Origin of the sequence: Acidovorax sp. Leaf191 (genome assembly GCF_001424425.1) — a bacterium.
In the GTDB taxonomy this organism is placed as follows: domain Bacteria; phylum Pseudomonadota; class Gammaproteobacteria; order Burkholderiales; family Burkholderiaceae_C; genus Acidovorax.
This window is the reverse complement of sequence record NZ_LMPT01000003.1, coordinates 133,174-158,975: the sequence shown is the minus strand read 5'-3', so window position 1 is coordinate 158,975 and position 25,802 is coordinate 133,174. Positions and strand designations below refer to the sequence as shown.

The following is a 25,802-nucleotide window of genomic DNA, read 5'->3' as shown; positions in this document are numbered from 1 at the left end:
TGAACAACTTGGGCCCGGCGTCGCGCCTGGCAGGGCGTGCCAGTGGCATGCAGGTTGGCCAAGGCGCCCGCTGCATCGCTATCATGGCCAAGCCCCAGAGCCTGACCATGACCACCCCCGATTTCGCAGCGGACCACCGTTCGCACCACCACAGCATCTGCCCCGTCCTGGGTGACCTCACCCCGCAGCGACGGGGGTACGCGTGGGCTCCATGACGGCCCTCGCCGCCACCGGGCAGGGTCGTGCGGGCGACTCCGCCATCGACGCATTCATCGACGCGTTGTGGCTGGAGGACGGCCTGTCGCGCAACACCCTGGCGGCCTACCGGCGCGACCTGACCCTGTACGCGCAGTGGCTGGCCGCGCAGCAGCCCGCCGTGGCGCTGGACGAGACGGCCGAACGCCACCTGAACGGCTACTTTGCAGCGCGGCACGCAGAGACCCGGGCCACCACCGCCAACCGGCGGCTCACGGTGCTGCGCCGCTACTTCCACTGGGCGCTGCGCGAGCGCCGCATCACGGCCGACCCCACGGTGCGGCTCACGGCCGCCCGCCAGCCCCTGCGCGTGCCCAAGACCCTGTCGCAGGCGCAGGTGGAGGCGCTGCTGAACGCGCCCGACCTGGGCAACCCGCTGGGCGTGCGCGACCGCACCATGCTGGAGCTGATGTACGCCAGCGGCCTGCGCGTGACCGAACTCGTGACGCTCAAGACCTTTCAGCTGGGCCTGGCCGAAGGCGTGCTGCGCGTGATGGGCAAGGGCGGCAAGGAGCGCCTGGTGCCCTTTGGCGAGGTGGCCCGCCAGTGGCTGGACCAATACCTGCAGGAGGCGCGCGGCGCCATCCTCTCGGGCCAGCAGACGGACGACCTCTTCGTGACGCAGCGCGGCAGCGGCATGACGCGGGCGATGTTCTGGGTCATCGTCAAGAAATGGGCGGCCGTGGCGGGCATCACCGTGCCGCTGTCGCCCCACACGCTGCGCCATGCCTTTGCCACCCACCTGCTCAACCACGGCGCCGACCTGCGCGTGGTGCAGCTGCTGCTGGGGCACGCCGATATCTCCACGACCACCATCTACACCCACGTGGCGCGGGAGCGGCTCAAGGTGCTGCATTCGGAGCACCATCCGCGCGGGTGACGCAGCGCTGCGTTGCGTTGCGTTGCGGGGCATTGCAGTGCCAAGTCTGATTTCACACAACAACACAAGGAGACAAAAGCATGAAGAAGAAACTGATGGCTGGCGCGTTGCTGCTGGGGTTGGTCACCCTGTCCATGGCCCAGGGCTGGCCCTCGGCCAAGCCCATCCGCCTCATCGTGGGCTACCCGCCGGGCGGCGGCATCGACTTTGCCGCTCGCACGGTGCAGGTGCCGCTGCAGGAGGCGCTCAAGCAGCAGATCGTGGTCGACTACAAGCCGGGCGCGGGCGGCATGCTGGCCGCGACCGAGCTCACGCGCGCAGCGCCGGACGGCTACACCATCCTGCTGGCCAACACGGGGCCGTTCGCCATCGCGCCCTACCTGCAGCGCAAGATGCCTTACGAGCCGCTCAAGCAGTTCAGCTACATCGGCCAGATCAGCCAGGGGAGCTACATCGCCGTGACACGCCTGGACCACCCTGCCAAGGACCTCAAGGACTGGGTGGCCTGGGCCAAGGCCAACGCCGGCAAGGTGAACTTCGCGTCGGGCGGCGCGGGCACCTCCACCCACCTGAACGGCGAGCTCATGAACCAGGCCACCGGCCTCGATGTGACGCATGTGCCCTACAAGGGCAGCGCGCCGGCGGTGCAGGACCTGATCGGCGGGCAGACGCAGCTGCTCATCGATGCGGGGCCGGTGCTGCTGCCGCAGATCAAGGGCGGCAAGCTCAAAGCGCTGGCCGTGACCGGGCCCCGGCGCGACCCGCAACTGCCCGATGTGCCCACGGTGGGCGAGCTGGGCCTGGGGGCGATGGAGTCGGTGGGCTTCCAGGGCCTGGTCGGTCCTGCGGGTCTGCCCAAGGAGGTGGTGGACAGACTCAGCGCCGAGCTTGCCAAGGTGCTGGCGCAAGCGGACATCAAGGCCAAGTTCGCGGCCACGGGCTCCGAAGTGCATTCGCTGGGCCCGGTGGAGTTCTTCAGCTTCGTGAAGGGCGAGAACGAGAAATGGGCCCGGCTCATCCGCGAGCGCAAGCTGGAACTCGATTGATGGATTGATGGATTGATGAGTGGATGCACTGGCAAGCACCGCCGCCGGACCGGCGGCGGTGCTTGTGGGCGGATCACGTGGCAGCGCGGCAGCAACTGCCACGCGCCACGCAGCCAGATGCACTGGAAGACATCGCAAAAAGCAGAAAGCAAAATGCAAAAAGCCCTGGCGAGCAGGGCTTTTTGCAGGGGGGGACAAGCGCTTGCCACGGCACCGAAGCGCTCACGCTGCGCTTGACAGGCCTACTCGTCGTTCAAGCCCTCGGCCCAGGTCAGCGCCTGCAGGTGGGCCCAGTTGACCTGGCGGTTGGACAGGTGCAGTGCATCGGCGTTCTTGGCAAACGCCACTTCGTCGCCGCTTTCGCAGGCAATGGTCAGCTCCAGGAACGGCGCGAACACGCCCGTGCGGCGCAGCAGCGCGTCCATCACGGGTTCGGGCAGGGCGACGGACTCCAGGGCCTTTTCCAGGGGGACGCCCAGCATGGTGTCCAGCAGCGAGAACACGCCCACTACGAAGGCGTTGTCGCATTCTTCGGGCGGCAGCAGTTCGGCGGCCAGCAGCTCCATCAGGCGGCCGCGCACCACGGCGGTCTGGCCCACGGCCGGCGGCGCACCGCCCGCGCGGGTGGTGGTCATCAGCAGGGCCGCCCAGCGGAACAGCTTCTTGAGCCCCAGGATCATCACTGCGTGGCGGAACGAGGTGATCTCGCACGACAGGCCGAACCCCGATGAATTGATGAAACGCAGCAGGTTGAAAGACAGCGTGGGGTCTTTCTTGAGCAGGTCTTCGATCTCGGCCGTCGTGGCCTGTTTGCGCACCAGGTTGATCAGCTGGATGATGGTGGCCTGCGACGGACGGATGGTGGTGGCCTTGACCAGCGAGGGCTTGGCGAACCAGAAGCCCTGGAAGAGTTTCACGCCCAGGCCGCGCATCAGTTCGTACTGCTCGGCGGTTTCCACCTTTTCAGCGACCAGGGTGGCCTTGCTGTGGGTGGTGGCGAACTTGACCAGCGGTGTGGCCAGCTCGGGCTTGAACGCCATCATGTCCAGCTTGATGAACGCCGCCAGCGGCAGCCAGCTGGTGTAGGCGCGGCGCAGGGCCTGCTGGTCGAACGCCAGGCGAAAGCCGCGGGTGCGCAGGGCTTCGAGCGTGGGCAGGCGGCCTTCGATTTCTTCCGGCGTGGCGCCGTCGGGCAGCGGGGGCACTTCCAGCACCACCTTTTCGGGGTGGATCAGCTCCAGGTGGCCGCCCGAGAGGCTGTCGTGCGTGCAATTGATGAACACCGTCTTCTTGCCCACCAGCGCTTCGGTGCCCGCGTACGACAGGGCATTGAAGAGCAGGGCCGCATCGCTGGCGGCGGTGTGCGCATCGGAGGCGGTGGAGCGGTCGAACAGCTCGTAGCCGTAGACCGCGCGGGTCTCGTCCACGATGGCCTGACGCGCAATGATGGCAATGTTCTCGTCGACGGGTTCGACCGCAGGAGCAACTGCTTCGGGGGCGTCTTGTTCGGGTGAGCTGGACATGGGGTCTGCGGTAGGGTTTTCGGGGCTGCGTTGATTCTAGACCCCACAGCCGCCGCAGCCCAGCACTGGTTTGCAGGGGTGCGGGCGCTGCGTCATGCCGTGACCTGGTCCGCCCAGGCCAGGGCCTGCAGGTGGGCGAAGTTGATCTGCTGGCTGGTCAGGTGCAGCAGGCCGGCGGTGCGGTCGAAGGCGGCGTCGTCGCTCGACTCGCACGCCTCGGCCAGCGTGAGCAGGTCGCCCAGAAAGCCTTCGCGGCGCAGCAAGGCCGCCGCCACGGGCTCCGGCACGTTGAGCAGGCCGAGCGCCGACTCCATGGGCATGGACAGCATCACATCCAGCAGCGAGAAGATGCCCACGACGAAGGCCTGGTCGGCTTCTTCCGGCGGCAGCGTCTCCAGCGCCAGCAGCTCCATCAGGCGGCCGCGCTCCACGGCGGTCTGGCCCACGGACGACGGCGTGCCGCCAGCGCGCGAGGCCGTCAGCAGCAGGGCCGCCCAGCGGAACAGCTTTTTGAGGCCCATGAGCATCACCGCCTGGCGGAAGGACGTGACCTCGCGCGACAGGCCGAAACCGGCCGAGTTGATCAGGCGCATGAGGTTGAAGGCGAGGCCCGCGTCCTTCTTGAGCGTCTCCTCGATGTCGTCCGTGCTGGCCTGTTTGCGCACCTGGTTGATGAGCTCGATGATGGCGGCCTGCGAGGGCGCGAGCAGCTTGGCCTCGACCAGCGCCGGACGCGCGAACCAGTAGCCCTGGAACAGCTGCACGCCCTGGCTGGACACCATGTCGTACTGCTGGGCGGTTTCGACCTTCTCGGCGATCAGCTCGGCCTTGGAGTTGCGTCCTGCATAGCTGATGAGCACGGCCAGCTGGTCATGGGCCAGCACGGAGAGGTCGAGCTTGATGTAGTCGGCCAGCGGCAGCCAGGGGGCGTAGGCCGACTGCAGCACCGTGTGGTTGAACGCGAGGTGAAAGCCACGCTCGCGCAGCTCGGCCAGGATCGGCATGCGCGTGGCGACTTCGTCCGCTGCAGCGTGGCCCAGGGGCGGTATCTCCAGCACCACCTTGTCCGGGTCCAGCAGCTCGAGGTGGCCGCCCGAGAGGCTTTCGTGCGTGCAATTGACGAAGATCAGTTTCTTGCCCACCAGCTCTTCGGTGCCCGCGTGCGAGAGCGCGGTGAACACCAGGATCACGTCGGTGGCCGCAGTGTGCGCGGCGCCGGTGCGTGAGCGGTTGAACAGTTCGTAGCCCACCACGACCTGCTGCGCATTCACGATGGCCTGCCGCGCGATCATCGCGACCGAAGCCTGGCTGCCGGGTGGCGGAGGGGAGGGAGGGGCGCCGGGAGCAGTGGGTGAAGTCATGGGTAGAGTATGAAAGAAAGAGAGGCGGGTGTCAGCGGCGCGGGCGCGGCGCATTGTAGGAGCGATCGCCGGGCCCGTCGTGGCCGGGGTCAGATCTGCTGCAGCCAGCGCAATTCGTTGTCGGTAAAGCCTGCCTTGCGGCGCGCGGTTTCGTTGAAGGGGGGTTTGAGGCGCGGGGCTTCGTACTGGGTGACCAGGGTGCCATAGAGGGTTTCGGGGTCGTGCCCCGCACGCTCGCACAGCCAGCGGTACCAGTGGTTGCCGATGGCCACATGGCCGACCTCGTCCCGCAGGATGATGTCCAGGATGGCCACGGCCTCCAGGGCGTCCGGCGCGCCCACCTGGCGCAGCTTGGCCTGGATCTGCGGCGTGGCGTCCAGCCCCCGGGCCTCCAGCGTGCGCGGCACCAGCGCCATGCGCGCCAGGATGTCGTGGCCGGTCTTCTCGCACATCGTCCACAGGCCCTGGTGGGCCGGAAAGTCGCCGTAGTCGTGCCCCTGCCTGCGCAGGTGGTCGCGCAGCAGCCTGAAGTGCCGCGCTTCCTCGGCCGCCACCAGCATCCAGTCCAGGTAGTACGCACGCGGCATGCCGCCAAAGCGCCAGACGGCGTCCAGGGCCAGGTTGATGGCATTGAATTCGATGTGCGCAATCGCATGGACCAATACGGCGCGGCCCTCTGCAGTGGCGGGCGAGCGCCGCGCCATGTCGGTGTGGCGCCGCAGTTCGGGCCGCGCGGGGCGCCCGGGCAGGTCGCCAGCGCCGTCCGGCAGGGCAGGGGTGTCTTCTGCTATCGAAAGCGTAGCTGCTTGCGCATGCAGGTCCAGCGCCGCAGCCGCTTTTTGTTCGGGGTCTGCAAGGCACAAGACCTGCAGTGCACGGTGGCGAAGCTCCATCCTTACAATTCTAGGCCTTGCCATTGGCGCACCGTGCACGCGTTTGTAACGCTGGCCCGCGGCGCATGGATACCAACACGGGGCGCCCAGGCGGGCCCACCCTCTCGGAGACTATTGCATGGCGATTTACGAACTCGATGGCATGGTGCCCCAGCTGGCGGCATCGGCCTGGGTGGCCGACAGTGCCCAGGTGATGGGCCACGTTGTGCTGGGCGAAGACACCAGCGTGTGGTTCGGCACGGTGATCCGGGGCGACACGGAGACCATCACCATCGGCGCGGGCTCCAACATCCAGGATGCGAGCGTGCTGCATGCCGACATCGGCAAGCCGCTGGTGGTGGGCGAACGCGTGACGGTGGGCCACCAGGTCATGCTGCACGGCTGCACCATCGGCGACGAGACGCTGATCGGCATCGGTGCGGTGGTGCTCAACGGCGCGAAGATCGGCAAGCATTGCCTGGTGGGGGCGGGCGCCCTGGTCACCGAGGGCAAGGAGTTCCCCGACGGCTCCATGATCATCGGCAGCCCCGCCAAGGCGGTGCGCGAACTCACGCCCGAGCAGATCGAGGGCCTGCGCCAAAGCGCCCAGCACTACATCGACAACGCGCGCCGGTTCCAGAACGGGCTGCATAAAATCGGTTGAAGACTTTGAAACGCTCCCTGCGCCGCTTCGCGCCTTCGCACGGTCTCGCCGTGCTGCGCGCTGCGGGAGGGGGATGCACCTGGTGGGTGGGCGCAGCCCGTCACACCGGGGCGCTCGCAGTGCCGGGCCGGCTTTGCGGGTGGCTGGCGGTGTGCAATGCGATGGATGGCACCGCCTGAGTGCCGGTAATTTTCTGGGAATTTTTTGCGTGTCTGAACTTCACAAGTTTCTTTTTGACGGCCTGCCGGTGCGCGGCATGATCGTGCGCCTGACCGATGCGTGGACCGAAATCCTGCGCCGCCGCGCCAACAACACCAGCACCGGCGCCTACCCGGCACCGGTGAGCGAGCTGCTGGGCGAGATGGCTGCCGCCGGCGTGCTGATGCAGTCCAACATCAAGTTCAACGGCGCGTTGGTGCTGCAGATCTTCGGCGACGGCCCGGTGAAGCTGGCGGTGGCCGAGGTGCAGTCCGATCTGAGCCTGCGCGCCACGGCCACGGTGAACGGCGAGCTGCCCGACGGCGCACGCCTGAGCCACATGGTCAACGTGGGCGGTGGCGGGCGCTGCGCCATCACGCTGGACCCCAAGGACCGCCACCCCGGCCAGCAGCCCTACCAGGGTGTGGTCCCCTTGCACGGCGACCAGCGCGAAAAGCTCGATCGCCTGTCGGACGTGCTGCAGCACTACATGCTGCAGTCGGAGCAGCTCGACACCGTGCTGGTGCTGGCCGCCAACGACCAGGTGGCCGCAGGCCTGTTGATCCAGCGCATGCCCATCAAGGGCGAAGGCAACCTGGCCACCAGCCTCACCCACAGCGAGAACGAAGACCAGATCGGCCACAACGAGGACTACAACCGCATCGCGCACCTGGCGTCCAGCCTGACGCGTGAAGAGCTGCTCACGCTGGACGTCAACACCATCCTGCGCCGCCTGTTCTGGGAAGAAAAACTGCTGCGCTTCGAGCCGCAGCAGGGAGACCAGGGCCCGCGTTTCGCATGCACCTGCAGCCGCGAACGCGTGAGCAGCATGCTGCGCAGCCTGGGCCCCGAGGAGGCCGAGAGCATCCTGGCCGAGCGCGAGGACATCGAGGTGGGCTGCGAATTCTGCGGCCAGCAGTACCGCTTCGACGCGGTGGATGCCGCGCAGATCTTCGTGTCGCCCGCAGCCAGCCAGCCGCCGGGGCCCAGCGGCATCCAGTAGCGCGCCCTGGCCGTCGGCGGTGCCCGGCGCCCCCGGCGCGCCGGGCTGGCGTGCAGGGTCGCCGCGGCCGCCCGCATTGACCATCGTTGACAATGGCGCGCCTTTTTTTCTTGCACGGCCCGCTGGTGGGCACCTAACATCGGCCTTCTCGCGCGGGGTGGCGGGCGTCTTCGGCGCTGCCCCGCTTTGGAGGGCGTAACCCCGGGCATCTTCTCGGGTGGGTGGGAACTGCGGGCGGTGCTGCAAGAGGGGCTATGGGTATTCTTCGTCGGGTATGGGGTGGGTCACGACGCGCTGCGGCGCCGCCGCTGGAACTGGGTGACGGCGCCTCGGGGCGGGACTCCCTGCGCGCCGACACCCTGTTGGCGGCCCTGGATATCGATGCCGCGATCAACGCCCACGAGCGCTGGAAGGCGCACCTCATGGACTACCTGGAAGGCCGCACGACCCACGGCCTGGACCCCGCCGAGGTGCGCCGCAGCGACCGCGGCACCCTGGGGCGCTGGCTGCATGGTCTGGGCGGTGAACTGCTGAGCGACCAGCCTGCCTACGCCGTGCTGATGGCGCGCCACCAGTACTTTCATGAGCAGGCGGCGCTGCTGGTGGAACTGGCCCAGCAGGGCGAGTGGGACAAGGCGGTGCAGGTGCTCAACGGCGGCTACCGCTACGGCTCCGGCCAGGTGGTGCTGCTGCTCAAGGAGCTCAAGCGGGGCCTGGTGCAGCAAACGCAGGCCTGAGTGAGGGGCCGGCGTCGTCGATGGCCGTCCGGGGCTGCGCGCCCTGCAGGCGCTGCAGCACCGCTGAGCCGGCGAGCCGCCTGTGTGCAAGACGGGGTGGCCGTCGTCAGCCGCGCTGGCTGTCGCGCCCGGTCAGGGCGGTGAAGAGGCGGTGCTCGCACTCAGGATCGCTGCATTTCTCGCAGTTCCACGCCCGCAGCCTTGCCGTGCGGGTGGCGGATGGGTCCGTATCGGGTTCAAAATGGCCGCTACCGCTTGATGGATAAGCGCCAGTCGCTATGCTTTTTATAGCGTTGAGTGCGCTGGTGATTCTCTGTGCACCCTGTCCATACACCACCCGGTAGCTGATGCCCGCGCGTGCAAGTGCTGATCGCAGCTCCGCGTCGGCGGCCTCCTGGGCGAGCCGGTCACTGTCCGGGCAGGGTTGATCCAGGCCCATCAGCAACACCGTGGTGCCCGCCGCGTCGGCGGTCGCCGCCGGGTCTGCCGTGGCATCCAGCATGTGGCCCCACGCCAGGCGCACCGATGTGGTGGCTGGGTGCCGCTCAAGCGCTGCACAGAGCGTCTGCACGCCGGTACCGGGCGCGCCCAGCAGGATGACGGAAGGCGGAGAAGTCACGGTGCAATGGGCCTGGGGTGGATGCCGCCCGTCATGCGGCAGCCTTTGGGGTAATGGGCGGGAAGGATAAAGACAGCCAAGGGGCGTGCGCAGACAATTCTTGAGCGGTGCACGCGAGGTCTGCAGTGCGTGCCCCTCTGCAGGTAAAAGCTCCAGCCACCCACACAGGCGCCACCGGCATCACCGGCACTACAGAGGGCGCAGCGTGGGCTCAGCGCGGCGTGAACTGCACATACACCTCGTTGGGCTTGACCATGCCCAGCTCGCTGCGTGCTTTTTCTTCCACCATGTCCAGGCCCTCCTTGAGGTCGTGCACCTCGGAGGACAAGCGCTCGTTCGCCTGCCGCGCCTGGTCGTTGGCGGCCTTTTGCACGTCGATCTGCCGCTGCATCTCGTTGACGCGCGGCACGCTGCCACGCCCCAGCCAGAGCTGGGCGTGCAGCGCTGCCAGCAAGGCCAGCAGGATGACAGGCACGATGCGTGAACCCATGACTCAGGCGGTGGGTGGGTCAGTGTGGCGCTGCCGGGCCGCCAGGGCGGCACAGTCCACTCGTTGCGCGCAGGGGCGCAACGGACGCCCTGGGCACGCTCCACATCAGCGCACCCGTGGAGCCGGCTTGGACGGGCCAGGGGGTGCGTCCCCCTCCCGCAGGAGAGGGGAAAGACGCGAAGCGGCTCAGGGCAAGCTTCATTTCAGGTTGTAGAACGCGGCGCGGCCAGGGTAGTACGCGATCTCGCCCAGGTCTTCTTCGATGCGCAGCAGCTGGTTGTACTTGGCGATGCGGTCCGAGCGCGACAGCGAGCCGGTCTTGATCTGCCCGGCGTTGGTGCCCACGGCGATGTCGGCAATGGTGCTGTCTTCGGTTTCCCCCGAGCGGTGCGAGATCACGGCGGTGTAGCCGGCGCGCTTGGCCATTTCGATGGCGGCGAACGTCTCGGTCAGCGTGCCGATCTGGTTGATCTTGATCAGGATCGAGTTGGCGATGCCCTTGTCGATGCCTTCCTTGAGGATCTTGGTGTTGGTCACGAACAGGTCGTCGCCCACCAGCTGCACCTTGTCGCCCAGGCGTTCGGTCAGGTGCTTCCAGCCGTCCCAGTCGCCTTCGTGCATGCCGTCTTCGATGCTGATGATCGGGTACTTGTCGACCCAGGCTGCCAGCATGTCCGTCCATTGCTGGGCGGTGAGCTTCAGGCCCCCTTCGCCTTCCAGCACGTAGTGGCCGTCCTTGTAGAACTCGCTGGCCGCGCAATCGAGGCCCAGGGCGATCTGCTCGCCGGCCGTGTAGCCTGCGGCTTCGATGGCCTGCAGGATGAGGCGGATGGCCGCTTCGTGGTTCTCGACGCTGGGGGCGAAGCCGCCTTCGTCGCCCACGGCGGTGCTGATGCCCTTGTCGTGCAGGATCTTCTTGAGGGCGTGGAACACTTCGGCGCCCCAGCGCACGGCTTCGCGGAAGGTGGGGGCGCCCACGGGGATGATCATGAACTCCTGCAGGTCCAGGCTGTTGTTGGCGTGCGCGCCGCCGTTGATCACGTTCATCATCGGCACGGGCAACTGCACGGCGCCCATGCCACCCAGGTAGCGGTACAGCGGCAGGCCGGACTCTTCAGCCGCGGCACGGGCCACGGCCATGGAAACGGCGAGCATCGCGTTGGCGCCCAGGCGGCCCTTGTTCTCGGTGCCATCGAGGTCGATCAGCGTCTTGTCCAGAAAGGCCTGCTCGGAGGCATCCAGGCCCAGCACGGCTTCGGAGATCTCGGTGTTGATGTGCTCCACAGCCTTGAGCACGCCCTTGCCCAGGTAGCGGCCCTTGTCACCGTCGCGCATTTCAATGGCTTCGCGGCTGCCGGTGGAGGCTCCCGAGGGCACGGCTGCGCGGCCCATCACGCCCGACTCCAGCAACACGTCGCATTCGACGGTGGGGTTGCCGCGGCTGTCCAGCACTTCGCGGCCTACGATGTCAACAATGGCACTCATGATTTTCCTTGAGGTTTTTGAAATTCGTTCAGACGGGCAAGACGGGCTTCTTCAGGCGCTGGATGGCCGCTGCGGCACGTCTGTAGTCATTCTATGCTACTGATTTGATAGTGGTCTGGCCGGGCAGGTACGAACAGGGTACAACCCGACCGGCGACGGGACGCCAGTGCGCTCAGACGCCTTCCACGCAGACCATGCTCATGATGGCCGCGCCTTCGCGCGCGGCCTTGGCCTTCTGGTACTCGGGCGTGTCGTAGAACGCGCGGGCCGCGTCGAAGCTCGCGAACTTGAGGATCACGGTCCGGCCGGGGTTCCAGTCGCCTTCCAGCACCTCGACCTTGCCGCCGCGCACGCACACTTCGGCACCGTGGGCCTGCATGGCCAGCGTGCTCCACTTGCGGTACTCCTCGTACTGCGTGGGGTTGGTGACGGTGACGGATGCGATGACGTAACCACTGCTCATGTCTCAGGCTCCAAAGTTGCTTGTGGGAGAAATACGGGTGACAGGACCTGCGAGTAGCAAGCGCAGCATTCTGCCGCAGTCCATCAGGGCGCTCTGATTCATCTCAAGCGTTGAACGACAAAACAAACCAAATTGCGCATGCGAGAACGATCAATGATCCAGAAAGAATTTTTTGGCCCGTCGATGCCGCTGTGGCGATGGCTAAACCTTGCGTGACGCAAATGGAGGCGAAGACCAGTCCGGTAAATAATTGCCGGTTGCCGTTGCTCTCGATGGAGCCTTCCTCAAGGCTCGGGTCCATCTGCAGCATCCAGTCGTGTTCGTTTCCGCCAAACAGCACCAGCAGGAACAGGCCCGCCGCATACATGCCAAACAGCACGATTCTCCATAGCGGCCGCATCGGCGTTTTTTGTCCGGCAGTGCGTATGACGGCGCTCCCGTTTGCCATGTTCGAAGTTGCCTTCTGGTCTCGTGCAGACAGGTCGAACTGAGGTGCACTCATAGCTTCTAGGTGCTGCTGTATGGCTACGCTGGCGACAGATCTGTGAAGTGCACGCTGAAAAATGAGCTCACTCGAAATCAGTTTCAAGCAGAGGCTGTGCCTTCACAACGCGGTCCAGGGCCACCAGCGTCTCCAGCAACGCCTTCATGTGCTTCAAAGGCACGGCGTTCGGTCCGTCCGACCACGCCTCTGCGGGACGGGGATGGGTTTCCATGAACAGCCCCGCCACGCCCACGGCCACACCGGCGCGGGCCAGCACCGGCACCATGTCCCGCGCGCCGCCACTGACAGCGCCCAGGCCGCCGGGCTTTTGCACCGAGTGGGTCACGTCGAACACCACCGGCGCGCCGGAGTTGCGCATCTCGGCCAGGCTGGTCATGTCGGCCACCAGGTTGTTGTAGCCAAAGCTCACGCCGCGCTCGCAGGCCAGGAAGCGGTCTTCCGACAGGCCCGCTTCCCTAGCAGCAGCGCGGGCCTTGTCGATGACGTTCTTCATGTCCCAGGGCGCGAGGAACTGGCCCTTCTTGATGTTCACCGGCTTGCCGGACTGGGCCACCGCGCGGATGAAGTCGGTCTGGCGGCACAGGAAGGCCGGGGTCTGCAGGACATCGACCACGCTGGCCACCTCGGCCACGTGCGAGGTGTCGTGCACGTCGGTCAGGATGGGCAGCTGCAGCTGGCGGCGCACTTCGTCGAGGATCTTCAGGCCCGCCTCCAGCCCGACACCGCGCTTGCTGGAGCCGGACGAACGGTTGGCCTTGTCGAACGAGCCCTTGTAGATCAGCGGAATGCCCAGCGGTGCGCAGGCTTCCTTGAGTTGGCCGGCCACGTCGAGCGACATGTCCAGGCCTTCGATGGAACAGGTACCCGCGATCAGGAAGAAGCGCTGGTCCAGGCCGACGTTGAATCCGCACAGCTGCATAGGTCTCCCATCAGGCTTTGACAGCCGCTTGGTGGTGTTCGACGGCTGCCTTGATGAAGGCATTGAACAGCGGGTGGCCGTTCCATGGCGTCGACTTGAATTCGGGGTGGAACTGCACGCCGATGAACCAGGGGTGCACGGCCTGGGGCAGCTCTACGATCTCGGTCAACTGCTCGCGCTGGGTCAGCGCCGAGATCACGAGGCCGGCTTCGCGCAACTGGTCGAGATAGTTCACGTTGGCTTCGTAGCGGTGGCGGTGGCGCTCGGTCACCACGTCGCCGTAGATCGTGTGCGCCAGGGTGTCGGCCGACACGTCGGAGCTCTGCGCGCCCAGGCGCATGGTGCCGCCCAGGTCGGAGTTCTCGTTGCGGGTCTTGATGGTGCCGTCGGCATCCTTCCACTCGGTGATCAGCGCGATCACGGGGTGCGGGGTGGTGGCATCGAACTCGGTGCTGTTGGCGTTGGCCAGTCCCGCCACGTGGCGCGCGTATTCGATGGTCGCGACCTGCATGCCCAGGCAGATACCCAGGTAAGGGACCTTGTGCTCGCGTGCGAACTGGGCGGTGGCGATCTTGCCTTCCACACCGCGGGCGCCGAAGCCTCCGGGCACCAGGATGGCGTCGTACTTTGCGAGCTTGGCGGCAGCGTCGGCACTCTCGATGGTCTCGGAGTCGACGTGGTCGATCTTCACGCGCACATGGTTGCGCATGCCGGCGTGGCGCAGGGCCTCGTTGACGGATTTGTAGCTGTCCGACAGATCCACATACTTGCCCACCATGGCGATGGTGACTTCGCCCTGCGGGTGCTCGGTTTCGTGCACCAGGTCGTCCCAGCGCTTGAGGCTGGTGGGCGGCGTGTTCAGGCGCAGCTTGTCGCAGATGAGGCCATCGAGCCCCTGTTCGTGCAGCATGCGGGGCACCTTGTAGATGGTGTCCACGTCCCACATGCTGATCACGCCCCATTCGGGCACGTTGGTGAACAGCGAGATCTTGGCGCGCTCTTCCTCGGGAATGCGGCGGTCTGCGCGGCACAAGAGGGCGTCGGCCTGGATGCCGATCTCGCGCAGCTTCTGCACGGTGTGCTGGGTGGGCTTGGTCTTGAGCTCACCGGCCGCGGCGATCCAGGGCAGGTAGGTCAGGTGCACGAAGGCCGCATTGTTGGGGCCCATGCGCAGGCTCATCTGGCGCACGGCTTCCAGGAACGGCAGCGATTCGATGTCGCCCACAGTGCCGCCGATCTCGACGATGGCCACATCCACGGCATCGGGCGTGCCGATACCGGCGCCGCGCTTGATGAACTCCTGGATTTCGTTGGTGACGTGCGGGATGACCTGCACGGTTTTGCCCAGGTAGTCGCCGCGACGCTCCTTCTCCAGCACGGACTGATAGATCTTGCCCGTGGTGAAGTTGTTGGTCTTTTTCATGCGCGTTTCGATGAAACGCTCATAGTGGCCCAGGTCGAGGTCGGTTTCTGCGCCGTCGTCGGTCACGAAAACCTCGCCGTGCTGGAACGGCGACATGGTGCCCGGATCTACGTTGATGTAGGGGTCAAGCTTGATGAGGGTGACTTTGAGTCCGCGCGATTCGAGGATCGCGGCAAGGGAGGCTGAGGCGATTCCCTTGCCCAGGGAAGACACCACACCGCCGGTGACGAAGACAAATTTGGTCATGTCTTTTTTGGTGGTGGGAAATTGGGATTATAGATGCCCCCCCGCCAGCCCCCCGCCGGCAGGGGGGCATACCGTCTGCTAAATTCGCCGCATGAATGAGCTCGCTGGCAAACACATGGTTCTGGGTCTGAGTGGAGGCGTGGCTTGCTACAAGTCGGCCGATCTGTGCCGCCAGCTCATCAAGGCAGGGGCCACCGTACAGGTGGTGATGACCGAGGCGGCCGAGCAGTTCATCACCCCGGTGACCATGCAGGCGCTGTCCGGCCGCACGGTGTATGGCTCGCAGTGGGATGCGCGCGAGCCCAACAACATGCCCCACATCAACCTGAGCCGCGAGGCCGACGCGATCCTGATTGCGCCGTGCAGTGCGGACTTCATCGCCCGCCTGGTGCAGGGCAGGGCGGACGAGCTGCTCAGCCTCCTGTGTCTGGCGCGACCGGTGCAGCGCGTGCCGCTGCTGGTGGCGCCCGCCATGAACCGCGAAATGTGGGCCCACCCGGCCACGCAGCGCAACCTGGCCCAGGTGGCACAGGACGGCGCCGTGGTGCTGGGCGTGGGCAATGGCGACCAGGCCTGCGGGGAGACGGGTGACGGCCGCATGCTGGAGCCGGCCGAGTTGCTCGAAGAAGTGATCGCCTTCTTCGCGCCCAAGGTGCTGGCGAGCCGCAAGGTGCTGGTCACGGCGGGCCCCACCTTCGAAGCCATCGACCCGGTGCGGGGCATCACCAACCTGTCGAGCGGCAAGATGGGGTTCGCCATCGCGCGGGCTGCGCGCGAAGCGGGTGCGGATGTCACCCTGGTGGCCGGCCCGGTGCACCTGCCCACGCCGCGCGGCGTGCGCCGTGTGGATGTGCAGTCGGCCCAGGACATGCTGGTGGCGGTGGAGCAGCGGGCGCAGGATGCTTCGGTTTTCATAGCAACTGCCGCCGTGGCCGACTGGCGCCCCGCTGCGCCGTCGGCCCAGAAGATCAAGAAGGATGGTTCCGGCCAGACGCCGACCCTCGGCTTCGTCGAGAACGCCGACATCCTGGCCCGCGTGGCGCAGTCTGCACGCGCTGTGGACGGCAGCCTGTTCTGCGTGGGGTTCGCGGCAGAAAGCCACGACCTGCTGGCCCATGCCACGGCCAAGCGCGCACGCAAGGGCGTGCCGCTGCTGGTGGGCAACATCGGCCCGGCAACCTTCGGGCAGGATGACAATGCCTTGTTGCTGGTCGACGAGAAGGGGCACCGGGAGCTGCCCCGCGCCTCCAAGCGCGTGCTGGCCCAGCAGCTCATCCAGGACATCGCGGCACGCCTGCCGCCTGCGCGGGCCTAAGACGCGAACACGTTCTGACACAGCCATCCAGGAGGCCACATGAAGACTGGTGCCACCAAGCCCGAGTGGGACACGCCGCCCGATGGCGATTTTGCAAGCTACGTGGAGCGCTTGACCGCACCGGCCGCGGCGAACGCCGCCAGGGCGGCGAGAGCGGTGCCTGTGGCGTCCATCCGAAGCACCGCCGCGAGCAAATCCCAGGCATCGGACGCCGCACGCGCAGCGGGGCAGATCGTGCCCCCGGACCTGGCCCAGGCGGTGATGCCGTTCCTCGGTCTGCTGCGTATCGTTCGGCCCTTGCTGCTGCTTTTGATCGTGATCCACGGTATTGCGCTGTTCATTTTCAGCCAGGGCTCACTGCCCGGCCTCGTGGTCATGGCGAGCATCTGGTGGGGGCTCGGCTGGTTGATCGAGTCGGCGCCGAAGATCATCGCCACCAGTAAAGATGCGGCGGGCTTTGGCACCGACGCATTGCAAGACCGACTGCGGCGGGTAGCCCAGCAACGCAACCAAACAGGAAAGAAGAAACCGCAGTGAAGATTGACGTCAAGATCCTCGACCCGCGCATGGCGGACCAGTTGCCCACCTACGCCACGCCCGGCAGCGCAGGGCTGGACCTGCGGGCTTGTCTGGATGTACCGCTCACCCTGCAGCCCAACGCGTGGCAACTGGTGCCCACGGGCATCTCGATGTACCTCAAGGACCCCGGCTACGCGGCGCTTATCCTTCCGCGCTCCGGCCTGGGCCACAAGCACGGCATCGTGCTGGGCAACTTGGTGGGCCTGATCGACAGCGACTACCAGGGGCAGCTCATGGTGAGTGCGTGGAACCGCAGCAGCACTGCGTTCACCCTGGAGCCGATGGAGCGCCTTGCGCAACTGGTCATCGTGCCGGTGGTGCAGGCGCAGTTCAATGTGGTGACGGAGTTCGCAGCAACGGAGCGCGGCGAGGGGGGCTACGGCTCCACGGGCAAGTCCTGAAAGCGATGCAGGACAGGTGAAGATGTAAGACGGCGCTTACTTTTCTAAGGGTCTGTTACGCACAGGAGCGTGGTCTCTGCGTCTACGCTGGGTAGGCTTGGGGCGTTGTTCCAATGATGGTGTGTTGCAAGGCGTGATGCCTGCGTACCGTGCTTGATACCTTGCTTGCCCTGAATCTGACCTTAGGAGATGAATATGTTGCAAATGACCCGTTCCTTCGCTGTTGCCGGTGCCGTCGTGCTGGCTGCTTCCCTCACAGCCTGTGGCCACAACCAATCCGCTCCTGCGCCCCAATACTCCGGCGGGTACTCTGGCGGCTACCAGACCGCGCCGTCCTACCCCAACAACCCGCAAGGCACCGAGTACGGCCGTGTCTCCAACATCGAAGTCCTGCAGAGCCGCGGTCAAGGCCAGACGTCCGGCGCTGGCGCCGTGATCGGTGCGGTGGTGGGTGGCGTGCTGGGTAACCAGATCGGCAAGGGCTCCGGTCGCGCTGCCGCGACGGGTGTGGGCATCATCGGTGGTGCCGTAGCCGGCAACGCCATCGAAGGCCGCAACTACAACAACCAGGAAGCCCAGGGCTACCGCCTGTCAGTCCAACTGGATCAGGGCGGCTACCGTGTGTACGACGTCGCGAACCCCGGCGACCTGCGCATCGGCGACCGCGTTCGCCTGTACAACGGCCAGATCTCGCGCGTCTGACCTGTGCACGCCTGCGGGTGTCGGGTGCTTGAAGGGGCCTCACCTTCCAGCACCTGACAGCCATCAATGCAGCATCGAGCCGCCCGGCGCCTGCGGCTGCACGCGGAAGAAGCCGGTGCCTGCCGTGCCCCGCCCAATTTCCTCTTCGCTCGCCTCCCGCACGGCCTGAACCGTGAGCTGCAGGCGCAGCGCAATCCCTGCCAGCGGATGGTTGCCGTCCAGCACGACGTGCTCCGGGTAGATTTCCGCCACGGTGTACAGCGCGTTGCGCGGCGCGTCGGGGTTGCAACCGTCGGGCAGGGCGGTGCCTTCAAAGGTCATGCCTTCCTCGATCTCTGCCGGGAAGAGTGATCGCGGCTCCAGGAAGAGCACCTGGTCATCGAAGTCGCCAAAGGCGTCCTCGGGCTCCAGGTGCAGTTGCAGGGTAGCGCCGGGGCCGTGGCCTTGTAGTGCTTCTTCGATACGGGGCAGAAGGTCGTCTCCGCCCACCAAGAATTCCACCGGTTCGTCCAGAACGTCAAGTTCTTCGCCCAGGGTGTCTTTCAGTGTCCAGGTCAGCGCGACCACGCATTGTTGGGTAATTTCCATAGGAGAATTGTCGCAGTTTGATCAAAGGCCCTGTCGCTCGGGGCGGACCGCTTCCATGGATATCCAGCAACCCCTTTCCCTGCTCGGCGGTCTGACCCCTGCGCAGTTCATGCGCCGCCACTGGCAAAAAAAGCCGTTGCTGGTGCGCCAGGCCATTCCCCAGTTTCAGGCGCCCGTGCTGCGGGCCGACCTTTTCTCGCTGGCTGCGCAGGAGGGGGTGGAGTCGCGCCTGGTGCAGTTGGTCAAAGGCGCCTGGAAGCTGCGCCACGGGCCCTTCAGCCGCAGGGCCTTGCCTGCGCTGCAGCAGCCCGACTGGACCCTGCTGGTGCAGGGCGTGGATTTGCACAACGATGCCGTGCATGCGCTGATGCAGCAGTTCCGCTTCGTGCCCGAGGCGCGGCTCGACGACCTCATGATCAGCTATGCCTCGCACGGCGGCGGCGTGGGTCCGCATTTCGACAGCTACGACGTGTTCTTGCTGCAGGCCCACGGCAAACGCCGCTGGCGCATCGGGCGCCAGAAGGATCTGAGCCTGCGCGACGACATTCCCCTCAAGGTGCTGGCCCAGTTCGAGCCCGAGGAAGAGTTCGTGCTGGAGCCGGGTGACATGCTGTATTTGCCTCCCCGCTACGCGCACGACGGCATTGCCGAAGGGGAGTGCATGACCTATTCCATCGGCTTCCGCGCGCCTGCGCGTGCCGAGCTTGCCCAGGAGCTGCTGGTGCGCCTGGCCGAGGATGCAGGCGACGGGGAGGGCCCGCCATCGCTGTACCGCGATGCCGGGCAAGAGGCGGTCTCACAGCCTGCGGCCATCCCGGCAGGCCTGACCGACTTTGCCCGCGAGGCGCTGGCCAAGGCCTTGGCGGAGCCGCTGGTGCTGGAGCGCGCGCTGGGCGAATACCTGACCGAGCCCAAGGCGAGCGTGTGGTTCGAACCCGGCGACACGCGCGTGATGCTGGAAGGCGTGCGCCTGGACCGCAAGAGCCGCATGATGTACGACGCGCACCATGTGTTCATCAATGGCGAGAGCTACCGCGCCGCAGGCCGCGATGCCACCCTGATGCGCCGCCTGGCCGACCAGCGCCAGTTGACGGCGCGCGAGCTGGCCAAGGCCAGCGACGACGCGCTCGAGCTGCTGTCGTCCTGGTGCGATGACGGATGGGCGCATGCCTGGACGGAGCACCCTGGCTGACGGATCGGTCGATCGAGCCATTCACCGGAGACCCTGCATGAGCGATACGCCTTCATCCCCTTCGCCCCACCCCGTGCCGCCCAGCCTGCCCGCAGGCCGGTTCAGCAGCCGCGAGGACTTTCGGCAAATGGTGCGGGACGCGTTCGCCACGGCCGTGCGCGATGGCTGGCAGGAAATCGTCATCAGCGATGCGAACTTTCACGACTGGCCGCTGGGTGAGCGCAGCGTGGCCGACCTGCTGCAGGAATGGGCCCATGGCAGCCGGCGGTTCACCATGCTCGCGGGCAATTTTGACGACGTGGTGCGCCGCCACGCACGGTTTGTCCGTTGGCGCAGTACCTGGGACCACATCATCACCTGCCGGCGCAGCGCCTCGGCGGACCCGCTGGACATCCCCAGCGTGCTGTGGTCGCCGCAGTGGGTGATGCACCGGCTCGATCCTGAACGCTGCGTGGGGGTGACCGGCCCGGAGCCGGAACGCCGCGTGCTGCTGCGCGAGACGCTCAACGAGTGGCTGCGCAGCAAAAGCACGCCCGGTTTCCCCGCTTCCACGCTGGGTTTGTGAGTGCCGTGACCAGGGGTCACGGATGTCAATGGCTTGTAAAGCTTTCGTCAGTGTTAGTCAGTATTGACTAAATACCAATATAATCGGCGGCTGCGCCAAAAAGGTGCAAGCCAAGTGCATTGTGCCAACGCGTACAGCGGCTTCCAAGAGCCTGACGCCGTGGCTTTTCAAGATACTTTGTCCAACTAGGAAAATCCAATGAAGAACTCCCTCGTTCTGGCCGCCCTGATCGCTGCTGCAGCCCTCGCCGCTTGCGGCAAGAAGGAAGAACCCGCTCCTGCTCCAGCACCAGCTCCTGTGGAAGCTCCTGCTCCAGCACCAATGGCTCCTGCTTCCGAAGCCGCTCCAGCCGCTTCCGAGGCTGCATCCGCTGCTTCCGACGCAGCTGCTGACGCTTCCAAGGCTGCTGCTGACGCTGCCGCCGCTGCTGCAACTGCCGCTTCCGCAGCCAAGTAATTCGCTGCAGGTGCTGGCTGGTTGAAGAACCGGCCATCGCTGCAAGGCCCCGTACCGCAAGGTCGGGGCTTTTTTGTTTTTGGGGCTCGGCCTGCTTTCATCCGGAGTGGGTCCGTCGTTGATCTGCCCAGCGCAGGCGCTTGCACCTGCCGTGGCCACGAAGCCTTGGTGAAGGACTGTGGCGGCCGTTGGAAGACACGACCGCGTCCGCAGCTCCTGCGCGGGTTTCAGGTCACGCCGCCGCAGCGCGGGTCGCGATGACATCGAGCCAGGGCGTGCCGGCCGTGGGGCATGCCACCTGGATGGCTTCCGTGGGCCAGTCGAGGGCGGGAGCCAATGCCTCGCGGGCGATGGCGGGTGCGTTGTTCGTGGAGCTCAGGTGGGCGGCAACGATGGTCTGCAGGCCGGTATGTCGCACTGCCCGCAGGATGTCGGCCGTGACGCCATTGGCCAGGTGGCCATACGGGCCGCCCACCCGGCGCTTGAGAAACAGCGGGTAGCGGGACGCCTGCAGCATGGCGGGGTCGTGGTTGGCTTCGATCATCAGCGCATGGCAGCCCTGCAGCTGCTGCAGCACGTGGTCGCTGGCATGGCCCAGGTCGGTCAGCACGCCCAGGTGGGCTGCCCCATCGGAGCAGCGCAGCTGCAATGGTTCCCGGGCATCGTGGGGCACCGTGAAGGGCCGCGCCTCGAAGGTGCCCAGGTCGATGGGCGCCATGTCGTGCGCAATGCGCAGCATGTCGCCGAAGTCCGGCGCACCCAGCGCCGCGTGGGTCCCCTGGCTCATCCACACCGGGATGCGGTAGCGCATGGCCACGGCTTGCGCGCAGCCGATGTGGTCGGAGTGTTCGTGGGTGATGAAGACAGCGTCGAGGTCTTCGATCTGCAGCTGTGCCTGTGCCAGGCGACCCTGTAACTGGCGAATGCCGAAGCCGCAGTCGATCAGGAGGCGGCGCACCTGGGTGTCGCTGCGGCCTTCGACCACGGTGGCATTGCCGGTGCTGCCACTCCCCAGGTTCTTGAAGCGCAGCATGGGGAGTGTTTTAAGTGTGGTGCCCGGACGAGATGGTTATCCCGGTCAGGCGCCCGTGGAGCGGTGCGGGCCACGGGGACCCGCCCAGACTCCACGGCGATGCGGCTGGTGGTTACTTGAGGTCGTCCGCGATCACGCGCACGATGCGCTCGGCGTTGGCCGACGATTCGGGTACGCCGGCTTCGTTGAGCACCGACACCGTGCTGGACTCGCCCTGGCTGCGCACGACGATGCGGAACTTGAGCGGTGGCGTGGCCGACGACGAGCCGCTGAACAGCTTGCCGAAGAACCCGGGTTCCTTCTTGTCGGCGTTGGGGGCGACATAGCGCACGAAGTACGTGCCTTCGTTGCGGTTGCGGTCTTCCACGGTGAAGCCGGTGCGGTCCAGCGCCAGGCCCACGCGGCGCCATGCGCGGTCGAAGCCTTCGTCCAGCTGGACCACGGGCTTGTTGTCCACCGTGGCCATGCGGGCAGACTGCGCGCGCGGTGCGGGTGCGGCCACCACGGCCTTGGATTGCTCCTGGCTCACGCCGAGCTTGACCATCAGGCGGCGCAGGAATTCGGTTTCCAGCTCCGGGTCGGAGGGGCGGGGCTGCCACACCGTGTTGTCCTTGGTGGCAGTGCCATAGACCTCGATCATGCCGCGGTGGGTGATGTAGATCTCGGTGCCGCCGTTGGCATTGCGCTCCAGGCGGGTGCGGAACTTGTCGCGCTCGCCGGTGGAATACAGCGAGTCGAGCAGCTTGCCCAGGGTCGAGCGGATGAAGTCCTGCGGCAGCTTGGCGCGGTTTTCAGCCCAGTCGGTTTCCATGATGCCCACGTTGGCGTCGGCCTGCTCCAGGTTGAAGCCGCTTTCCTGCCAGAAGTCGCGCACCGGTTCCCAGAGCTTGTCGGCCGGGCGGTTGACCACCAGCCAGCGTTGGTTGCCATCGCGCTCGATGCGCACGTCGCCCAGTTGCAGGGCCGCGGCGTTGGCTGTGCCGGAAGGCTGCGCCGCCTGGCCTGCCTGCATGGCAGCGGCAGAGACGGCGCCGCCGGGCACGGCGTAGCGCGAGTCGCGCGACAGCTGGGTCAGGTCGGGCGGGACTTCGAGGGTCGAGCCCTTGGTGGCGCTCTTGTAGTCGATCTTGTCGCCTTCGAGGGCGGCGCAGGCGGACAGGGCCATGGCAACGGCCAGCAGGCTCAGGCGGGTGGTAGCAGCATTCACGCGGAAATCCTTGAAGTGTCAGGTGCGGGCGCGGCCCGGATTAGATCAGGCCGCTCGTGCGCAGCGCAGATTCGACGATGGCTTCGTTGCCGCTGGACAAGGGTGTCATGGGCAGGCGCATGGTGCCACCGCACAGGCCCATGCGGGCCATGGCCCACTTGACCGGAATGGGGTTGGCTTCGACGAACAGATTCTTGTGCACGGGCATCAGCTGGAACTGGATCTGCAGCGCGCGCTTGGCATCACCTGCCAGCGCGGCCACGCACAGTTCGTGCATCAGGCGCGGTGCCACGTTGGCCGTCACGCTGATGTTGCCGTGGCCGCCGCACAGCATCAGGGCCACGGCGGTCGGGTCGTCGCCCGAGTACACCGCAAAGCCTTCGGGCACATCGCGGATGAGCCACTGGGCGCGCTCGATGTTGCCGGTGGCTTCCTTGATGCCGATGATGCCGGGCACTTCCGCCAGGCGCAGCACGGTGTCGTGCTGCATATCGGCCACGGAGCGGCCGGGTACGTTGTACAGCACCACGGGCAGGTCGCCCGTGGCTTCGGCAATCGCCTTGAAGTGCTGGAACTGGCCCTCTTGCGTCGGCTTGTTGTAGTAGGGCACGACCTGCAGCTGGCTGTCGGCACCCACGCCGCGCGCGAACTTGGCCAGCTCGATCGCTTCGGCGGTGGAGTTGGCGCCGCAGCCGGCCATGATGGGCACGCGCTTGGCAGACTGCTCCACGGCGACGCGGATGATCTCGCAATGCTCCTGCACGTTGACCGTGGGCGACTCGCCCGTGGTGCCCACCACGCCGATGCAGTCGGTGCCTTCGGCGATGTGCCAGTCGATCAGTTTGCGCAGGGTGGGGTAGTCCACGCTGCCGTCCTCGTGCATGGGGGTGACGAGGGCGACGATGCTGCCGGTAAGGGGGGCGCTGGGGAGGGTCATGTCCGCGTTGTAAAACGGTAAAAGAGCATTCTAACTAGGCGGCGAGACCAAAGGGTGCCGGGGCGGACTCCCCGCGTGCGGGAGTTCCCGCACTGCGGTGATGCGCTGCACGAAACGGTCGGGATTTTGCAGTAAGCCATCCTCGTACGCCACGGTGCGCAGCGGCGCGCAGGCCGCGAGCAATTCGCCCGGCTGCAGCAGGAATTCAGGCCGGGCAGGGCGCCCCACGGTTTCGTTGCCCTGCGCAAAGGTTTCGTAGATCAGCACGCCGCCCGGCGCCACGCTCTGCACGATGACGGGCAGCAGCGGCCGCCACAGATAGTGGGTGACCACCACGGCGCCGAACTGGCGCCCCGCCAAGGGCCACGGCCCTGCTTCGATGTCCGCCAGCAGCAACTCGCCGAGCCCCTCGCAGGCTGCCAAGGCCTCAACCGAGCGGTCCACGCCCACCACCGCGTGGCCCAGGCCGCGCAGCCAGCGCAGGTGGCGGCCCGCACCGCAGGCCACATCCAGGGCGGTGCTGCCAGGGGCGATCAGGTGGCTCCAGCGGCGCACCCATTCGGACGCCAATTCTTGACCGTGCATATGCTATGAAAATAATAGCTGCTAGCGCTAGTCAGAAGCGCGGTAGCAGCCAAAAAGACTTGAATCCCCGGGGCAGGCCCGGCCTGCGCAGCTCAGAAGCAGGCCCACATCTGGTCGGCCAGCATCACCATGAAGTCCGGCGCCGTGTACAGACCGAACACCGCCAGGCAGGCCAGCACCGCCACCGCACCGGCCAGCCAGCGCAGCGCACGCGCAGGCTTGGCCGGTGCGTCGGCGGACGCGGGTGTGGGGGCGGCGGCTTGTGGTGTCATGGTCAGGCGGGTTGGGGCGTGCTGCGCGCGATGGGGCTTTCCTTGACCGGCAGGTTCACCAGGCCGGCAAACACCCCGAGCCCGATGGCGATATACCAGACGATATCGTAGCTGCCCGTCGCGTCATAGAGGTAGCCGCCCAGCCACACGCCCAGAAAGCTGCCGATCTGGTGGCTGAAGAACACGAAGCCGCCCAGCATCGACAGATGCTGCACGCCGAAGATCTGGGCGATGGTGGCGTTGGTGGGTGGAATGGTCGACAGCCACAGCGTGCCCATCACGGCGGAGAACACATACACCGACATCGGCGACAGCGGCACGATCAGGAACACTGTGATCACCGCGGCACGGGCGAAGTAGATGAAGGCCAGGATGTAGCGCTTGGGCATGCGCTGGCCCAGGGTGCCAGCCACGTAGGTGCCCAGCACGTTGAACAGGCCGATCAGCGCCAGCGCGTAGCTGGCCACCTGCGGCGACAGGCCATGGTCCTTGAGGTAGCTGGGCATGTGCACCCCGATGAACACCACCTGGAAGCCGCACACGAAATACCCGGCCATCAGCAGGTTGAAGCTGGGGTAGCGGAACGCCTCGCCCAGCGCCTGCACGATGGTCTGCTCGCGCTTGACCGGTGCGCTTCCCTTGAAGCCCGGCTCGCGCAGGCCGAAGGCCAGCGGCACGATGAGCAGCACCGCCATCGACAGCACCAGCAGCGCCTGCTGCCAGCCCAGCCCCGCAATCAGCCAGCCCTCCACCGGCACCATGAGGAACTGTCCGAACGATCCCGCCGCGGCTGCCACGCCCATGGCCCAGGACCGGCGCTCCGGCGCAATCTGCCGCCCCAGCACGCCGTAGATCACGGCGTAGGTGGTGCCGGCCTGCGCGGCGCCGATGAGCACCCCAGCGGTCAGCGCAAACAGCGTGGGCGTGGGCGACAGGGCCATGCCCGCCAGGCCCAGGCCGTACAGCACTGCACCGCCCATCAGCACCCGGAACGCCCCGAACCGGTCGGCCGCCATGCCCGCAAAGATGCCGATCACGCCCCAGGACAGGTTCTGGATCGCGATGGCCAGCGCGAACGACTGGCGCGTCCAGCCCATCTCCTGGGTGATGGGCAGCAGCCAGAGCCCGAACCCATGGCGGATACCCATGGACAGCGTCACGATGGCCGCGCCGCAGGCGAGCACCTGGAGCATGGACAGTTTGGGAGTATTCATATGCATGCGCAGGAATGTAGCCAGATTGGGCGAAACGCGCTGATACACCGGTAACCAATACAGTTGG

The 25,802-nt window shown here is 66.4% G+C and carries 28 protein-coding genes; 11 read left to right on the top strand and 17 right to left on the bottom strand.

Annotated elements, in window-relative coordinates; all coding sequences use genetic code 11:
• The first annotated feature begins 211 nt into the window (after nt 1–211).
• Nucleotides 212–1,135: a site-specific tyrosine recombinase XerD gene (xerD, locus tag ASG27_RS05155; protein ID WP_056411858.1), complete on the top strand. Its 924-nt coding sequence runs from the start codon at nt 212–214 to the stop codon at nt 1,133–1,135.
• Nucleotides 1,136–1,215: 80 nt separating this feature from the next.
• Complete coding sequence (locus ASG27_RS05150) at nt 1,216–2,181, top strand: Bug family tripartite tricarboxylate transporter substrate binding protein (RefSeq protein WP_056411857.1); 966 nt, start codon at nt 1,216–1,218, stop codon at nt 2,179–2,181.
• A 242-nt stretch (nt 2,182–2,423) separates the two neighbouring features.
• On the opposite strand, the gene ASG27_RS05145 is transcribed toward ASG27_RS05150, so the two are convergent.
• The 3 genes from ASG27_RS05145 to ASG27_RS05135 form a co-directional block, all read right to left on the bottom strand.
• Nucleotides 2,424–3,704: an EAL and HDOD domain-containing protein gene (locus ASG27_RS05145; protein WP_056411855.1), complete on the bottom strand. Its 1,281-nt coding sequence runs from the start codon at nt 3,702–3,704 to the stop codon at nt 2,424–2,426.
• A 92-nt stretch (nt 3,705–3,796) separates the two neighbouring features.
• On the bottom strand, nt 3,797–5,065 hold the full coding sequence (locus ASG27_RS05140; protein ID WP_056411854.1) for an EAL and HDOD domain-containing protein: 1,269 nt from the start codon (nt 5,063–5,065) through the stop codon (nt 3,797–3,799).
• A gap of 89 nt (nt 5,066–5,154) precedes the next feature.
• Nucleotides 5,155–5,958 (bottom strand): ferritin-like domain-containing protein, encoded by an 804-nt coding sequence (locus ASG27_RS05135; protein WP_056411852.1) that lies wholly within the window; start codon nt 5,956–5,958, stop codon nt 5,155–5,157.
• Between the two features lie 118 nt (nt 5,959–6,076).
• Between ASG27_RS05135 and ASG27_RS05130 the strand changes: the two genes are divergently transcribed.
• The 3 genes from ASG27_RS05130 (at nt 6,077) to ASG27_RS05120 (ending at nt 8,539) form a co-directional block, all read left to right on the top strand.
• A complete protein-coding gene (locus ASG27_RS05130) occupies nt 6,077–6,601 on the top strand; it encodes a gamma carbonic anhydrase family protein (protein WP_056411851.1) in 525 nt (174 codons plus the stop codon).
• A 208-nt stretch (nt 6,602–6,809) separates the two neighbouring features.
• Nucleotides 6,810–7,802 (top strand): Hsp33 family molecular chaperone HslO, encoded by a 993-nt coding sequence (hslO, locus tag ASG27_RS05125; RefSeq protein WP_056411848.1) that lies wholly within the window; start codon nt 6,810–6,812, stop codon nt 7,800–7,802.
• Between the two features lie 254 nt (nt 7,803–8,056).
• Nucleotides 8,057–8,539: a CZB domain-containing protein gene (locus ASG27_RS05120; RefSeq protein WP_056411846.1), complete on the top strand. Its 483-nt coding sequence runs from the start codon at nt 8,057–8,059 to the stop codon at nt 8,537–8,539.
• A 106-nt stretch (nt 8,540–8,645) separates the two neighbouring features.
• Here ASG27_RS05120 and ASG27_RS05115 read toward each other — a convergent pair whose 3' ends face one another.
• The 7 genes from ASG27_RS05115 to ASG27_RS05085 all read right to left on the bottom strand — a co-directional run bounded on the left by ASG27_RS05115 (nt 8,646) and on the right by ASG27_RS05085 (nt 14,689).
• Entirely contained in the window at nt 8,646–9,158 is a 513-nt protein-coding gene (locus ASG27_RS05115) for a hypothetical protein (protein WP_156371005.1), read from the bottom strand.
• A 211-nt stretch (nt 9,159–9,369) separates the two neighbouring features.
• Nucleotides 9,370–9,648 carry a septum formation initiator family protein gene (locus tag ASG27_RS05110; RefSeq protein WP_056411842.1) on the bottom strand — a complete coding sequence of 93 codons (279 nt, stop codon included), beginning with the start codon at nt 9,646–9,648 and terminating at the stop codon, nt 9,370–9,372.
• 198 nt (nt 9,649–9,846) lie between these two features.
• Nucleotides 9,847–11,133, bottom strand: a complete 1,287-nt coding sequence (eno, locus tag ASG27_RS05105) for a phosphopyruvate hydratase (protein ID WP_056411840.1) — start codon at nt 11,131–11,133, stop codon at nt 9,847–9,849.
• Between the two features lie 172 nt (nt 11,134–11,305).
• Entirely contained in the window at nt 11,306–11,596 is a 291-nt protein-coding gene (locus tag ASG27_RS05100) for a DUF1330 domain-containing protein (RefSeq protein ID WP_056411837.1), read from the bottom strand.
• 103 nt (nt 11,597–11,699) lie between these two features.
• Nucleotides 11,700–12,098, bottom strand: coding sequence for a hypothetical protein (locus tag ASG27_RS05095; protein ID WP_156371003.1), 399 nt, complete (start codon nt 12,096–12,098; stop codon nt 11,700–11,702).
• A gap of 67 nt (nt 12,099–12,165) precedes the next feature.
• A complete protein-coding gene (gene kdsA, locus ASG27_RS05090; protein WP_056411834.1) occupies nt 12,166–13,020 on the bottom strand; it encodes a 3-deoxy-8-phosphooctulonate synthase in 855 nt (284 codons plus the stop codon).
• A 10-nt stretch (nt 13,021–13,030) separates the two neighbouring features.
• A complete protein-coding gene (locus ASG27_RS05085) occupies nt 13,031–14,689 on the bottom strand; it encodes a CTP synthase (RefSeq protein WP_056411832.1) in 1,659 nt (552 codons plus the stop codon).
• A gap of 91 nt (nt 14,690–14,780) precedes the next feature.
• Here ASG27_RS05085 and coaBC point away from each other — a divergent pair, with 91 nt between their 5' ends.
• The 4 genes from coaBC to ASG27_RS05065 all read left to right on the top strand — a co-directional run bounded on the left by coaBC (nt 14,781) and on the right by ASG27_RS05065 (nt 17,686).
• On the top strand, nt 14,781–16,004 hold the full coding sequence (gene coaBC / locus ASG27_RS05080) for a bifunctional phosphopantothenoylcysteine decarboxylase/phosphopantothenate--cysteine ligase CoaBC (protein WP_056411831.1): 1,224 nt from the start codon (nt 14,781–14,783) through the stop codon (nt 16,002–16,004).
• Between the two features lie 39 nt (nt 16,005–16,043).
• Nucleotides 16,044–16,541, top strand: a complete 498-nt coding sequence (locus tag ASG27_RS27465; protein WP_235503900.1) for a hypothetical protein — start codon at nt 16,044–16,046, stop codon at nt 16,539–16,541.
• A complete protein-coding gene (gene dut / locus ASG27_RS05070) occupies nt 16,538–16,984 on the top strand; it encodes a dUTP diphosphatase (RefSeq protein ID WP_056411829.1) in 447 nt (148 codons plus the stop codon). Before ASG27_RS27465 ends, dut begins: the two co-directional genes overlap by 4 nt.
• Before the next feature lie 195 nt (nt 16,985–17,179).
• Nucleotides 17,180–17,686: a glycine zipper 2TM domain-containing protein gene (locus ASG27_RS05065; RefSeq protein ID WP_056411827.1), complete on the top strand. Its 507-nt coding sequence runs from the start codon at nt 17,180–17,182 to the stop codon at nt 17,684–17,686.
• A gap of 63 nt (nt 17,687–17,749) precedes the next feature.
• On the opposite strand, the gene ASG27_RS05060 is transcribed toward ASG27_RS05065, so the two are convergent.
• Nucleotides 17,750–18,274: an FKBP-type peptidyl-prolyl cis-trans isomerase gene (locus ASG27_RS05060; RefSeq protein WP_056411826.1), complete on the bottom strand. Its 525-nt coding sequence runs from the start codon at nt 18,272–18,274 to the stop codon at nt 17,750–17,752.
• Between the two features lie 55 nt (nt 18,275–18,329).
• Here ASG27_RS05060 and ASG27_RS05055 point away from each other — a divergent pair, with 55 nt between their 5' ends.
• Both ASG27_RS05055 and ASG27_RS05050 read left to right on the top strand, forming a co-directional pair.
• Nucleotides 18,330–19,466, top strand: coding sequence for a cupin domain-containing protein (locus ASG27_RS05055; RefSeq protein ID WP_056411823.1), 1,137 nt, complete (start codon nt 18,330–18,332; stop codon nt 19,464–19,466).
• A gap of 37 nt (nt 19,467–19,503) precedes the next feature.
• The gene (locus ASG27_RS05050) at nt 19,504–20,031 is read left to right on the top strand and encodes a hypothetical protein (RefSeq protein ID WP_056411821.1); all 528 of its coding nucleotides are present in this window, start codon (nt 19,504–19,506) and stop codon (nt 20,029–20,031) included.
• A 688-nt stretch (nt 20,032–20,719) separates the two neighbouring features.
• Here the strand turns inward: ASG27_RS05050 and ASG27_RS05045 are convergent.
• The 6 genes from ASG27_RS05045 to ASG27_RS05020 form a co-directional block, all read right to left on the bottom strand.
• Nucleotides 20,720–21,520, bottom strand: a complete 801-nt coding sequence (locus tag ASG27_RS05045; protein ID WP_056411818.1) for an MBL fold metallo-hydrolase — start codon at nt 21,518–21,520, stop codon at nt 20,720–20,722.
• 112 nt (nt 21,521–21,632) lie between these two features.
• Nucleotides 21,633–22,727, bottom strand: coding sequence for an outer membrane protein assembly factor BamC (bamC, locus tag ASG27_RS05040; protein ID WP_082486169.1), 1,095 nt, complete (start codon nt 22,725–22,727; stop codon nt 21,633–21,635).
• 40 nt (nt 22,728–22,767) lie between these two features.
• Nucleotides 22,768–23,664 (bottom strand): 4-hydroxy-tetrahydrodipicolinate synthase, encoded by an 897-nt coding sequence (gene dapA / locus ASG27_RS05035; protein ID WP_056411817.1) that lies wholly within the window; start codon nt 23,662–23,664, stop codon nt 22,768–22,770.
• A 30-nt stretch (nt 23,665–23,694) separates the two neighbouring features.
• A complete protein-coding gene (locus ASG27_RS05030; RefSeq protein WP_056411815.1) occupies nt 23,695–24,249 on the bottom strand; it encodes a class I SAM-dependent methyltransferase in 555 nt (184 codons plus the stop codon).
• Between the two features lie 92 nt (nt 24,250–24,341).
• On the bottom strand, nt 24,342–24,521 hold the full coding sequence (locus ASG27_RS05025) for a hypothetical protein (RefSeq protein WP_056411814.1): 180 nt from the start codon (nt 24,519–24,521) through the stop codon (nt 24,342–24,344).
• A 2-nt stretch (nt 24,522–24,523) separates the two neighbouring features.
• On the bottom strand, nt 24,524–25,741 hold the full coding sequence (locus tag ASG27_RS05020; protein ID WP_056411813.1) for an MFS transporter: 1,218 nt from the start codon (nt 25,739–25,741) through the stop codon (nt 24,524–24,526).
• Nucleotides 25,742–25,802 lie beyond the last annotated feature (61 nt).